A 13,063-nucleotide genomic window follows, 5' to 3' on the forward strand; every position below is an offset into this window, starting at 1 on the left:
GATGGCCATTTGATTACTTTGTCAGTGCGTTCTTCTGTGCAATCAGTACAATCGGCGCATTTGGCCCCGCTGAGAACGGAAGCAGTACGGTGGGGTGGTCACGAGAATTCTCATGCTCATCGGTAGTTATTCCTTCACGCTGGTTTTCATTTCGCTGTGTGTGGCGATCCTCGCGTCCTATACCGCGCTCGACCTTACAGGGCGCATCGCCACCGCCAAGGGTCGCGCCGTGCATTTGTGGACGGCCGGCGGGGCGTTCGCCATGGGCATCGGCGTCTGGTCGATGCACTTCATCGGCATGCTGGCCTTCAAACTGCCGATCAGCCTGGGTTATGACATTCCGATCACAGCGCTTTCATTGCTGATCGCCGTGCTGTCCTGCGGTTTTGCGCTGTGGCTGGTCAGCCAGCCGAAACTGCCGGCCTGGCAACTGGCCTTCGGCGCCTTGATCATGGGCGCCGGCATCAGCGCCATGCACTACACCGGCATGGCCGCGATGCGCATGCAACCGGGTATCGATTACGATCCGACGCTGTTCGGCGCTTCGCTGCTGATTGCCGTCGGCGCTTCGGCCGCCGCATTGTGGATTGCCTTTCGTCTTCGTCAGCATTCGCCTTATGTGCGTCTGTTTCGTGCCGGCGCAGCCATCGTCATGGGCATCGCGATTGTCGGCATGCACTACACCGGCATGGCGGCAGCGCGGTTTCCCGAAGGCAGTTTCTGCGGCGCAGCGCTCAGCGGTCTGAATGGCAATGGCCTCGATAATCTGGTGCTGATCACCACGCTCGCGGTGCTGAGCATCGCACTGCTGACCTCGATTCTCGATGCCCGCCTCGAAGCGCGCACCGCTGATCTGGCCCATTCGTTGACCGTGGCCAACCGCGAACTCACCCAACTGGCCCTGCACGACACCCTGACCGGCCTGCCGAACCGCATGCTGCTGGACGACCGGATCAATCAGGCGATGAAAAAGGTCAACGAACAGGGCGGTTGTTTTGCGCTGATGTTCATCGATCTGGACGGCTTCAAACCGGTCAACGACGCTTTCGGTCACCACATGGGCGACCAGTTGCTGCGCGAAGTGGCGGTGCGTCTGCGTGAAGATTTGCGCAGCCTCGACACGCTGGCACGGATCGGCGGCGATGAATTTGTCCTGCTGGTGCGCCTGACCGAGCCCAACGATGCGCTGGGTCTGGCAGCACGTCAGGTCGGCTTGATCGCGCAGTCGTTCCGCGTGGCCGAGCATGACCTGCAGATTTCCGCCAGCGTCGGTATTGCCCTGTATCCGGGCAACGGCCAGAACGCTCAGGAACTGTTGATGAACGCCGACGCCGCGATGTACCACGCCAAGGGCGGCGGTAAAAACGGCTACAGCTTCTTCGACGCCTCGATGAACAGCAACGCCCGCAAGCAACTGCAACTGTTGCAGGACCTGCGTGCGGCGCTGGAACACAATCAGTTCAGCCTGCATTACCAACCCAAGTTCCACGCGGCCGACGGTCGTCCGGTCGGTGCCGAAGCGTTGCTGCGCTGGGAGCACCCGCTCCACGGCATGCTGATGCCGGACAAGTTCATCGACCTGGCCGAAAAGACCGGGCTCATCATTCCGATCGGCGAATGGGTACTCAACGAAGCCTGCCGACAGATGCGCGAGTGGTACGTGCTGGGCTACACCGACTGGCGAATCGCGGTGAACCTGTCGGCGTTGCAGTTCTGCCACACCGGGCTGGTGCAAAGCGTCGCCAAGGCCTTGGCCACTCACCACTTGCCGGCCAACAGCCTGACCCTGGAAATCACCGAAACCACGGCCATGAGCGATGCCGACGCGAGCATGACGGTGTTGCAGGAACTGTCCGACATGGGCGTCGATCTTTCCATCGATGACTTCGGCACCGGCTATTCGAGCCTGATGTACCTCAAGCGCCTGCCGGCCAACGAGTTGAAGATCGACCGTGGTTTTGTCCGCGACCTGGAGCATGACAGCGACGACGCCGCCATCGTCTCGGCGATTGTCGCGCTCGGTCAGGCGCTGGGCCTGCGCATCGTGGCCGAAGGCGTGGAGACCGGCGTGCAGCAGGACTTTTTGACGCAACTGGGCTGCGATTCGCTGCAGGGTTATCTGCTCGGCCACCCGATGCCGGCGGATCGCTTCCTGCAGGACATCGTGCGTGGCAAGCCATTGGCGGTGAACTGAACGACTGACACAGGCCATGCAAAACCCCGCAATGACGGTTATTCTTCCTGCGACTGTTACGTGTGCATTGGGGGGAAAGCCTGCATGGATAAAGTCATTGTGATCACTGGCGGCGGTCGCGGAATCGGGGCCGCCACTGCGCTGTTGGCTGCCGAGCAAGGCTATCGGATCTGCATCAATTACCAGACGGACGAACAGGCAGCCCACCACGTACTCGACCAGGTGCGTGAACGCGGCGCCACTGCCATTGCCGTGCGCGCCGATGTCAGTATCGAAGACGAAGTGATCGGCCTGTTTCATCGGGTCGACACGGAGCTGGGCCGGGTCACCGCACTGGTGAACAACGCCGGCACCGTCGGGCACAAATCGCGGGTCGACGAAATGTCCGAATTCCGCATCCTCAAAATCATGAAAACCAACGTTCTGGCGCCGATCCTCTGCGCCAAGCATGCGATCCTGCGCATGTCGCCCAAACACGGCGGGCAGGGCGGCAGCATCGTCAACGTCTCTTCGGTGGCCGCACGCCTGGGCTCGCCGAACGAGTACGTCGACTACGCGGCGTCCAAAGGCGCTCTCGACACGTTCACCATCGGTCTGTCCAAGGAAGTGGCGGGCGAGGGGATTCGGGTCAACGCGGTGCGCCCGGGCTACATCTACACCGATTTCCACGCCTTGAGCGGCGATCCGGATCGGGTCAGCAAGCTGGAGTCGGCGATTCCGATGGCCCGTGGCGGGCGGCCGGATGAAGTGGCGGAGGCGATTGTGTGGTTGCTGTCGGACAAGGCCTCATATGCGACGGGGACGTTTGTTGATCTGGGCGGGGGGCGTTAAAACTCGAATATATATGAGAAGTCCCGATCTCTTTTTAATCATGTACCGCCCGTATTGGTTTGCGTGTATCACAAAGTGAAAGGGCCCCGTTTAGGGGCCCGATTTTTGTTAGTCGTCCAAGGATATATTAATCATTGGACTCATTGGACTCAATGGACTCAATGGACTCAATGGTGATATTGTCTATAAACATGCGGGTGGTCGGTTTTTGATCACCCCTGTAGAAGGCGACAATATCAAAGTCTGCGTGCGAAGCCTCACGCAGATCCAAAGGAATGGAATATCGTTGCCACCGGCTATTTGGCACAGGGTTTTCCACAAAGGAAATATTATTTCTACCAGCGTCAACTCTAACGTCAACATAACCTTCAGGGGGGAACTCAACTCGCAGGTCGAAATTAACGATAACGTTCCTGCCCGCAAAACCCTGAAGTGTTCTCTGTGGGCATGTAAGATCAGCTCTAGGCTCAATGTTTTTTAGGGTGGCGAGGCACTTGCCGTGACCAGTCAAGTCATCATCTACCAATTCACATAATCGTACAGTTTTAATCCATCCCCAGCCTTTTTGTTCGCCATTATCGAAGTCGCATGAGTGTAGAATTGTTTTGCCAGACATTCTCAATACTCCTTTAGTTAAATTGCTCCTATATTTCATCAGGGCGAGTCAACTTTGTAACCTGTCAGATCTGACAGGTATTATCTGGAAAAACAACCGCTCATCGGAAATGTATGTAGTGGTATAGAAATGAAACTTCGTAGATCGGCTGGTGTTCAATCGGGACATCCATCTCGGCAATCTAGCGTTCTTACAAGCGCAAGCGCGATGCACGGGGGAACATCGATCCGTCAGAACGACCGCACAATCCGCCCCAACGTCTCCATCGCCTTCTCCGAACTCTCGGTCCACGGGCTGCCGTAGTTCAACCGGATGCAATTCCTGAATCTTTGCGTCGGCGAAAAAATCGGCCCCGGCGCAATGCTGATGCCTTGCGCCAACGCCATCTGAAACAACTTCAACGAATCCATCTGCGGTGGCAGTTCCAGCCACAGGAAATAGCCGCCGGCCGGTTGGCTCACGCGGGTCTGGGCCGGGAAGTAGCGGGCGATGGCCGCGAGCATGGCGCTTTGCTGTTCTTCCAGGGCATAGCGCAATTTACGCAGGTGACGGTCGTAGCCGCCGTGTTGCAGGTAGTCGGCGATGGCCGCCTGGGCCGGCATCGAGGCGCAGAGTGAGGTCATCAGTTTCAGGCGTTCGATCTTCTGCGCGTAGCGTCCGGCGGCGACCCAACCGATGCGGTAGCCGGGAGCCAGGCTTTTGGCAAACGAGCCGCAATGCATCACCAGACCTTCGGTGTCGAAGGCTTTGGCCGGTTTCGGCGCCTGCTGGCCGTAATAGAGTTCGGCATAGACATCGTCCTCGATCAGCGGCACTTGATGGCGTTTCAGCAGTTCCACCAGTTCCTGTTTCTTGGCCTCGGGCATGGTCGCGCCCATCGGGTTCTGGAAGCTGGTCATGCACCAGCAGGCCTTGATCGGGTGCCGTTCGAGCGTCTGGGCGAGTACGCCGAGGTCGATACCGTCGCGCGGGTGCACGGGGATTTCCACGGCTTTGAGCTTCAGCCGCTCGAGCACTTGCAGGCTGGCGTAGAACGCCGGGGCTTCGATGGCCACTAGGTCGCCGGGTTCGGTCACCGCTTGCAGGCACAGGTTCAGCGCTTCGAGGGCGCCGTTAGTGATCAGCAGTTCTTCCATCGGCAGCATCAGCCCGCCGACCATGTAGCGCAGGGCGATCTGCCGGCGCAGTTGCGGGTTGCCCGGCGACATGTCGGTGACCACCATGCGCGGGTCCATTTCCCGGGCGGCGCTGGCCAGCGAACGTGACAGGCGTTGCAGCGGGAACAGTTCGGGGCTGGGGAAAGCCGAGCCGAACGGTACGGTGCTCGGGTCCTTGATCGATTCGAGCACCGAGAACACCAGTTCGCTGACGTCGACTTTGGTGGACTCATTGACCTGGCTGCTGATCACCGGCTCCGAGAACGGGCTCGGGGCGTGGGTGTTGACGAAATAGCCGGAGCGCGGCCGGGCGCGGATCAGGCCGCGACGCTCCAGCAGGTAATAGGCCTGGAACACCGTGGACGGGCTGACGCCATAGGTCTGGCTCGCGTAGCGCACCGACGGCACCCGCTGACCGGGGCCGAGGACGCCGGAGCGGATCAGTTCAGCGATGTCGTCGGCGAATTTTTCGTAGCGTTTCATCGGTGTCCTGCAATGGATGGGATTTGGAAAACGGTTGTGCCAATGGGCGCAGCGCCATTGGCACAAAGGGTTGCATCTTAAAGGTTCAACGATTCATCGGCGCAACAAACCGGCTCTTCGCCACGCTATAAACCTCAGGCTCATCGCTGTCGGCAATCTTGAAGCTCAAGGTCTGCGAGCTGCTGGCCGGGCGATCCGTGGTCATCGCCACCGACACCGGCACATCGACGATCTCGCCTGCTGCAAGGCTAAGCTCGGTCTTGCCTTGCAGCTGGAAGCCGTCGCCATCCACCAGGCTCAGGTTGTAGTCCTGGCGCTGTTGGGTCTTGTTGATGACTTTGAGGGTGTAGATGTTTTCGATCTGGCCCTGGCCGTTCTCGCGGAACAGGCCACGGTCCTTGGTCACGTCCAGCGACACCATCGGCCGTTCGACCAGGGCCAGGGCGAGGGCACCGATCATCAGCACCAGCACCGCGACGTAACCGATCAGCCTTGGACGCAGCAAGTGCGTCTTGCCACCCTGCAATTCACGCTCAGAGGTATAGCGGATCAGGCCTCGGGCGTAATTCATCTTGTCCATGATCGAATCGCAGGCGTCGATGCACGCCGCGCAGCCGATGCATTCCATTTGCAGGCCGTCGCGGATGTCGATGCCGGTCGGGCAGACCTGCACGCACAACTGGCAGTCGATGCAATCACCGAGGCCGGCTTCGACCGGTTTCACGTCACGTTTGCGCGGGCCACGGTTTTCGCCCCGGGCCACGTCGTAGGAAATTGCCAGGGTGTCCTTGTCGAACATCACGCTCTGGAACCGCGCATACGGGCACATGTGCATGCACACCGCTTCGCGCAGCCAGCCGGCATTGATGTAGGTGGCACCGGTGAAAAACAGCACCCAGAACAGACTGACACCGCCGATCTGCAGGGTCAGCAGTTCTTCGGCCAGCGGGCGGATCGGGGTGAAGTAGCCGACAAAGGTCAGGCCGGTCAGCACGCTGATCGCCAGCCAAAGCGTGTGCTTGGCCGCACGCCGTGCCAGTTTGTTCAGGCTCCACGGTGCCGCTTGCAGTTTGATCCGCTGGTTACGCTCGCCTTCGGTGATCTTCTCGCACCACATGAAGATCCACGTCCACGAGCTCTGCGGACAGGTGTAACCACACCAGACCCGGCCTGCGAACACGGTGATGGCGAACAGGCCGAACGCGGCGATGATCAGTAGCGCCGACAGCAGAATGAAGTCCTGCGGCCAGAAGGTCGCGCCAAAGATGTGGAACTTGCTTTCGGAAAGGTCCCAGAGCACCGCCTGACGTCCGCCCCAGTTCAGCCACACGGTGCCGAAAAACAACAGGAACAGAAACCCCGCGCCACTCATGCGCAGGGTGCGGAACAGGCCGGTGAAGCTGCGGGTGAAGATCTGGTTGTCGCTGGTGGCGTTCTTCGCCTTCATTGGGCGCGCCGGTACTTTTTTTATCTGGGGAGATGCTTCTACGGTTCGGACGGGGATTCGTTCGCTCATGGTCGTTCGCTCATCAGCCTCCATCAGGCCAGTGAACTATGAGCGCCGATCTGTTTGCATAACAGACTCAGGTATTTCAATAAAAAGCGTATCAGATGGGTTTTGCGCCCGGCCCTGCGACAACTTGAAGCAGTTGACGGGGCGGGGTGCAGACGCCTATCCCAGACGTCTGCGCAGGATCTTGACCAAGGTCAGTCAAATCACCGAATCACTGTCGGTGGCCTTGAGGTGTTTACGTCCGTCCCTGGCACCTGCGACGGTCAGCGCATCGGCTTCGGCCTCGGTGATGTAAATGCGCCGGCCTTCGATTTCCACGGCTGACATCGATTTTTCACTGTCGGTGATTATTGTCAGGTCACCGCACAGGCGAATCTGCTCACCGTTTTCGGTGGCGAAAAAACAGGTCTGGTTTTCGATGCGCACGGTCATGGGGCTGTCCTTTTTCCAAGGGTGTTGAAAGGTTAGGGCGCAGCCCCGGGGGATCGTTCTGCGCAACCGATTAATGGTCGCTAGACGATCACTGGCGGCATGGTCGTCGGTGGCTCTTCCTTGGGCGGCGGCGTGGTGCCCGGTGGCTCCTGTTCGGGGATCGGCTGCGGCTCGGTTTCGGGCAGGACGGGTTTGTCGATGTTCGGATCGGGCGTTTCAGCGGGGATCGGAATACTCATCAGATGAACCTCCGTGTGGCACATGGCGTGAGAAGTGCTTAAGTGGGTTGACCACTTCACCGCGAATTCGATCCGATTTTGTGGCGGGGCAAATCCCTGTGAACTTTTGCCGGCGAGGGTCGCTCGGAACCTGAGAGAGTTCATTGTCGGGCGCAGGCCCGGCCGTGATCGCCAAACAGGCAAGCGAGCGTCCTTGGGGCGTTAAGGAGAGATGCTCAATGACTGCTGAAAAACCCTCCGAACAGAGCTACAACCCGCACATCCCGCTGTCGCAGGCGTTGCTGCTGCCACGCATCGTCATCGAAAACACTCAGCCTTCGCTGGAGGGCGGGCAGTTTGCCGTCAAGGCTGTGGTCGGGCGCGAAATCGTGGTCACCAGTAAGATCTTCGCCGATGGTCACGACAAACTGGCGGTGCGCATCCGCTGGCGCGAAGAGGGCGAGGAAGTCTGGCAAAGCGAAGTCATGGCCGATCAGGGCAATAACAGCTGGGAAGGTCGGTTCCGGCCCCAGCGCATGGGCCGCTATCTGTACCTGATCGAAGCCTGGATCGACCTGTTCGCCAGTTTTCAGTACGAGCTGGAGAAAAAGCACACCGCCGCCGTCCCGGTCAGCCTGGAGTTGCAAGAGGGCCGCACGATGGTGCAACAGGCGGCCGAACGCAGCGAAGGCCCGCTCAGTGAGCGGCTGGCGGCGCTGCATCACGAATTGTCCGGGCTGCTCGAAACCGAGCAGGTGGCGCTGTTTCTGCACCCGCAGAGTGCACAACTGATGACCAAGGCCGATCACCGCCCGTATCTGAGCATCAGCAATGAATTTCCGCTGGACGTCGAGCGCGAACTGGCCGAGTTCGCCAGTTGGTACGAGCTGTTTCCCCGCTCGATCACCGACGATCCCGCCCGTCACGGTACCTTCAATGATGTGCATGCGCGGTTGCCGATGATTCAGGACATGGGCTTCGACGTGCTGTATTTCACGCCAATCCACCCGATCGGTCGTAGCCACCGCAAGGGCCGCAACAATTCCCTGATTGCAGGGCCGGACGATCCGGGCAGCCCGTATGCGATCGGCAGCGAAGAAGGTGGGCACGAAGCGATTCATTCGCAGCTCGGCACTCGCGAGGACTTTCGTCGACTGGTGGCGGCTGCCGCTGATCATGGTCTGGAAATCGCCCTCGATTTCGCCATCCAGTGTTCCCAGGATCACCCGTGGCTCAAGCAGCATCCGGGCTGGTTCAACTGGCGGCCGGACGGCACGATCAAATACGCGGAGAACCCGCCGAAGAAATATCAGGACATCGTTAACGTCGACTTCTATGCGCCGGAAGCGATTCCGAGCCTGTGGGTCGAGCTGCGCGACATCGTCGTCGGCTGGGTCGAGGAGGGCGTGAAGATCTTTCGCGTCGACAACCCGCACACCAAACCGCTGCCGTTCTGGCAATGGCTGATCGCCGATGTGCGCACGCTGTACCCGGAAGTGATCTTCCTCGCCGAAGCGTTCACCACCCCGGCGATGATGGCGCGGCTGGGCAAGGTCGGTTACACCCAGAGCTACACCTATTTCACCTGGCGCAACACCAAGGCTGAACTGGCGAGCTATTTCAGCGAACTCAACGAATCGCCGTGGCGCGAATGCTACCGGCCGAATTTCTTCGTCAACACACCGGATATCAATCCGGCGTTCCTGCATGAGTCGGGGCGTCCGGGGTTTCTCATTCGTGCGGCGCTGGCGACCATGGGCTCGGGCCTGTGGGGCATGTACTCGGGGTTCGAACTGTGCGAATCGGCGCCGGTACCGGGCAAGGAGGAATACCTCGATTCCGAGAAGTACGAGATCCGCGTCCGCGACTTCAATGCGCCCGACAACATCATTGCCGAGATCGCCCAGCTCAATCGCATCCGCCGGCAGAACCCGGCGCTGCACAGCCATCTGGGCCTGAAGATCTACAACGCCTGGAACGACAACATTCTGTACTTCGGCAAGCGCAGCGCCGATGGCAGCAATTTCATTCTGGTGGCCGTCAGCCTCGACCCGCATCACCCGCAGGAGGCCAATTTCGAGTTGCCACTGTGGGAAATGGGCCTGCCGGACGACGCCACCACCCACGGCGAAGACCTGATGAACGGCCATCGCTGGGACTGGCACGGCAAGTACCAGTTCATGCGGATCGACCCGGCTTATCAGCCGTTCGGGATCTGGCGGATCACCGCCCCTTGATCCGGGCCGACGCATTCATGCATCGAACAGGAGTTTCACATGGCGAAGAAACCCAAGTCAGCCACCTTCATCAAGGACCCGCTCTGGTACAAGGACGCGGTCATCTATCAAGTCCACGTCAAATCCTTTTTCGACTCCAACAACGACGGGATCGGCGATTTTCCCGGCCTGATCGCCAAACTCGATTACATCGCCGATCTTGGCGTCAACACCATCTGGCTGTTGCCGTTCTACCCCTCGCCACGGCGCGATGACGGTTACGACATCGCCGAATACCGTGGCGTACACAGCGATTACGGGACGATGGCCGACGCCAAACGCTTCATCGCAGAGGCGCACAATCGTGGTTTGCGGGTCATCACCGAACTGGTCATCAACCACACCTCGGACCAGCACCCGTGGTTTCAACGAGCACGCAAGGCCAAGCCCGGTTCAGCGGCCCGCGACTTCTATGTGTGGTCCGATGACGACCAGAAGTACGACGGCACCCGGATCATTTTTCTCGACACCGAAAAGTCCAACTGGACCTGGGACCCGGTTGCCGGCCAGTACTTCTGGCACCGTTTCTATTCGCACCAGCCAGATCTGAATTTCGACAACCCGCAAGTCATGAAAGCCGTGCTGTCGGTGATGCGCTATTGGCTGGACATGGGCATCGACGGCTTGCGGCTGGATGCCATTCCGTACCTGATCGAGCGCGACGGTACCAACAATGAAAACCTGCCGGAGACCCACGACGTCCTCAAGCAGATCCGCGCCGAAATCGACGCCAACTACCCGGATCGCATGCTGCTCGCCGAGGCCAACCAATGGCCGGAAGACACCCAGCTGTACTTCGGTGACACCGACGCCGAGGGCGTCAACGGCGACGAATGCCACATGGCGTTTCACTTCCCGCTGATGCCGCGCATGTACATGGCGCTGGCCCAGGAAGATCGCTTCCCGATCACCGACATCCTGCGCCAGACCCCGGAGATCCCGGCCAACTGCCAATGGGCGATTTTCCTGCGCAACCACGATGAACTGACGCTGGAGATGGTCACCGACAAGGAACGCGACTACCTGTGGAACTACTACGCCGCCGACCGTCGTGCGCGGATCAATCTCGGCATTCGCCGGCGTCTGGCGCCGCTGATGGAGCGCGACCGCCGGCGTATCGAATTGCTCAACAGTCTGCTGCTGTCGATGCCCGGCACGCCGACCCTGTATTACGGCGATGAGATCGGCATGGGCGACAACATCTACCTCGGCGACCGCGATGGCGTGCGCACGCCGATGCAATGGTCGATCGACCGCAACGGCGGATTTTCCCGCGCCGATCCGGCCAGTCTGGTGCTGCCGCCGATCATGGATCCGCAGTACGGTTATCAGTCGGTCAACGTCGAAACCCAGGCCGGTGACCCGCATTCGCTGCTGAACTGGACTCGTCGCCTGCTGACCGTGCGCAAGCAGTCCAAGGCCTTCGGTCGCGGCACCTTGAAGATGCTGTCGCCGGCCAACCGTCGCGTTCTGGCCTACACCCGCGAATACACCGGACCGGACGGCAAACACGAAATCATCCTGTGCGTGGCCAACGTCTCGCGCAGCGCTCAGGCCGTGGAGCTGGACCTGTCAGCCTATGTCGGCATGGTGCCGGTGGAGATGCTCGGCGGTAATGCGTTTCCGCCCATCGGTCAGTTGAATTTCCTGCTGACCCTGGCGCCGTACGGCTTCTACTGGTTCGGTCTGGCGGCGGAAAACCAGATGCCGAGCTGGCACGTCGAGCCGGCGCAGAGCCTGCCGGACTTCACCACGCTGGTGCTGAAAAAACGCATGGAAGAACTGCTCGAAGCGCCGTCCCGGGACACGCTCGAACAGGGCATCCTGCCGAACTGGTTGCAGAATCGCCGCTGGTTCGCCGGCAAGGACGCGGCGATCGAGCAAGTCCGGCTGACCTATGGCGTGCGTTTCGGCGACGCGCAGCATCCGGTGTTGCTCAGCGAAATCGAAGTCAGCGGCGGCGGGCAGACCAGTCGTTACCAACTGCCGTTCGGCTTCATTTCGGAAGATCAGGTCGGGCCGGCCTTGCCGCAGCAACTGGCCCTGGCGCGGGTGCGTCGGGTACGTCAGGTCGGGCTGATCACCGATGCCTTCAGCCTTGAGGCGTTTATTCGAGCGGTGCTGCAAGGCATGCAGAGCGGGACAGTGCTGGAATCGAGTGACGGAGAAATCCGTTTCGAGTCCACGCCGCAACTCGACAAACTTGGCCTCGGTGCGGAATCCGAAGTGCGCTATCTGTCCGCCGAGCAGTCCAACAGTTCGGTGGTGATCGGCAACAGTCTGGTGCTCAAGCTGATCCGCAAAGTCGCGTCCGGCGTACACCCGGAACTGGAGATGAGCGCTTATCTGACCGCCGCCGGGTTTGCCAATATCTCCCCGCTGCTCGGCTCGGTGATTCGTCGGGACGGGAAGGGCGAAGACAACCTGCTGATGATCGCCCAAGGCTACTTGAGCAATCAGGGCGACGCCTGGGAATGGACGCAGAACAACCTCGAACGGGCGTTGCGCGATGAGCTGGCGGACGCCGTGTCTGAACAGTCGCAACACTACAATGCGCTCGGCGAACTGAAGGACTTCGCCGGCATGCTGGGTCAGCGTCTGGGGGAAATGCATCAGGTGCTGGCGGCGCCGAGCGACAACAAGGACTTCGCACCGCAGGTCAGCTCGGCCAAGGATGCGCAGGCGACCGGCAAGGACGTGGGCGCTCAGGTCGAGCATGCGCTGAAGCTGCTCAAGCAGCATCAGGGCGAACTTGATGCGGCGGATCAGAAGCTGGTCGGTCGTCTGCTCGACCACAAGAAAACCATCCTCGCCCATGTGCAGGAGCTGGCGAAAAAATCCGCCGGCGGCTTGCGCATCCGCGTCCATGGCGACCTGCATCTGGGCCAGGTACTGGTGATCAAGGGCGACGCGTACCTGATCGACTTCGAAGGCGAACCGGCGCGGCCACTGGCCGAACGTCGGGGCAAGCACAGCCCGTACAAGGATGTCAGCGGGGTGCTGCGCTCATTCGATTACGCCGCCGCGATGACCATCAATGTGCACAACGTCGACAACAGTCCCGAAGCAGAGGCGGCGCGTCGCCGGGTCGCCGAACGCTATTTGCGTGAGGCCCGCGAAGCATTTGTCGAGGCATATCGCCGGGCGGCAGCTAGTCTTGATCATGCCTGGCAAGATCCTGAAGGTGCCGACGCCGCACTGGCGTTGTTCGGCCTGGAGAAAGCGGCCTACGAGGTGGCCTATGAAGCCGAAAATCGCCCCACCTGGCTGCCCGTGCCGTTGCACGGTCTGTATGGGTTATTGACGGGGCTTGAACCCTTTTCCGATCTTGGTGGAGAGTAGT

The 13,063-nt window shown here is 60.2% G+C and carries 9 protein-coding genes; 4 read left to right on the top strand and 5 right to left on the bottom strand.

The features are described from left to right. Window positions 1-112: 112 nt before the first annotated feature. Window positions 113-2,194 (top strand): putative bifunctional diguanylate cyclase/phosphodiesterase, encoded by a 2,082-nt coding sequence (locus AC1RME_RS05060; protein WP_096820259.1) that lies wholly within the window; start codon window positions 113-115, stop codon window positions 2,192-2,194. A gap of 84 nt (window positions 2,195-2,278) precedes the next feature. Continuing rightward, window positions 2,279-3,025 (top strand): SDR family oxidoreductase, encoded by a 747-nt coding sequence (locus AC1RME_RS05065; protein ID WP_096820260.1) that lies wholly within the window; start codon window positions 2,279-2,281, stop codon window positions 3,023-3,025. A gap of 127 nt (window positions 3,026-3,152) precedes the next feature. Here the strand turns inward: AC1RME_RS05065 and AC1RME_RS05070 are convergent, their stop codons facing one another. The 5 genes from AC1RME_RS05070 to AC1RME_RS05090 all read right to left on the bottom strand — a co-directional run bounded on the left by AC1RME_RS05070 (window position 3,153) and on the right by AC1RME_RS05090 (window position 7,465). Then, the gene (locus AC1RME_RS05070) at window positions 3,153-3,641 is read right to left on the bottom strand and encodes a hypothetical protein (protein ID WP_096820261.1); all 489 of its coding nucleotides are present in this window, start codon (window positions 3,639-3,641) and stop codon (window positions 3,153-3,155) included. Between the two features lie 230 nt (window positions 3,642-3,871). Continuing rightward, window positions 3,872-5,281, bottom strand: a complete 1,410-nt coding sequence (gene mapR, locus AC1RME_RS05075) for a GntR family transcriptional regulator MpaR (RefSeq protein WP_096820262.1) — start codon at window positions 5,279-5,281, stop codon at window positions 3,872-3,874. Between the two features lie 85 nt (window positions 5,282-5,366). Continuing rightward, window positions 5,367-6,797 carry a cytochrome c oxidase accessory protein CcoG gene (ccoG, locus tag AC1RME_RS05080; protein ID WP_096820263.1) on the bottom strand — a complete coding sequence of 477 codons (1,431 nt, stop codon included), beginning with the start codon at window positions 6,795-6,797 and terminating at the stop codon, window positions 5,367-5,369. Between the two features lie 195 nt (window positions 6,798-6,992). Then, a complete protein-coding gene (locus AC1RME_RS05085) occupies window positions 6,993-7,226 on the bottom strand; it encodes a DUF3203 family protein (protein ID WP_096820264.1) in 234 nt (77 codons plus the stop codon). Window positions 7,227-7,306: 80 nt separating this feature from the next. Then, entirely contained in the window at window positions 7,307-7,465 is a 159-nt protein-coding gene (locus AC1RME_RS05090) for a hypothetical protein (protein WP_173861372.1), read from the bottom strand. Between the two features lie 218 nt (window positions 7,466-7,683). Here AC1RME_RS05090 and AC1RME_RS05095 point away from each other — a divergent pair, with 218 nt between their 5' ends. Both AC1RME_RS05095 and treS read left to right on the top strand, forming a co-directional pair. Then, complete coding sequence (locus AC1RME_RS05095; protein WP_096820265.1) at window positions 7,684-9,681, top strand: alpha-1,4-glucan--maltose-1-phosphate maltosyltransferase; 1,998 nt, start codon at window positions 7,684-7,686, stop codon at window positions 9,679-9,681. A 39-nt stretch (window positions 9,682-9,720) separates the two neighbouring features. Beyond that, window positions 9,721-13,062, top strand: a complete 3,342-nt coding sequence (treS, locus tag AC1RME_RS05100) for a maltose alpha-D-glucosyltransferase (RefSeq protein WP_096820266.1) — start codon at window positions 9,721-9,723, stop codon at window positions 13,060-13,062. The last annotated feature ends 1 nt before the right edge of the window (window position 13,063 follow it).

Source organism: Pseudomonas sp. GW822-FHT03F08 (genome assembly GCF_058801265.1).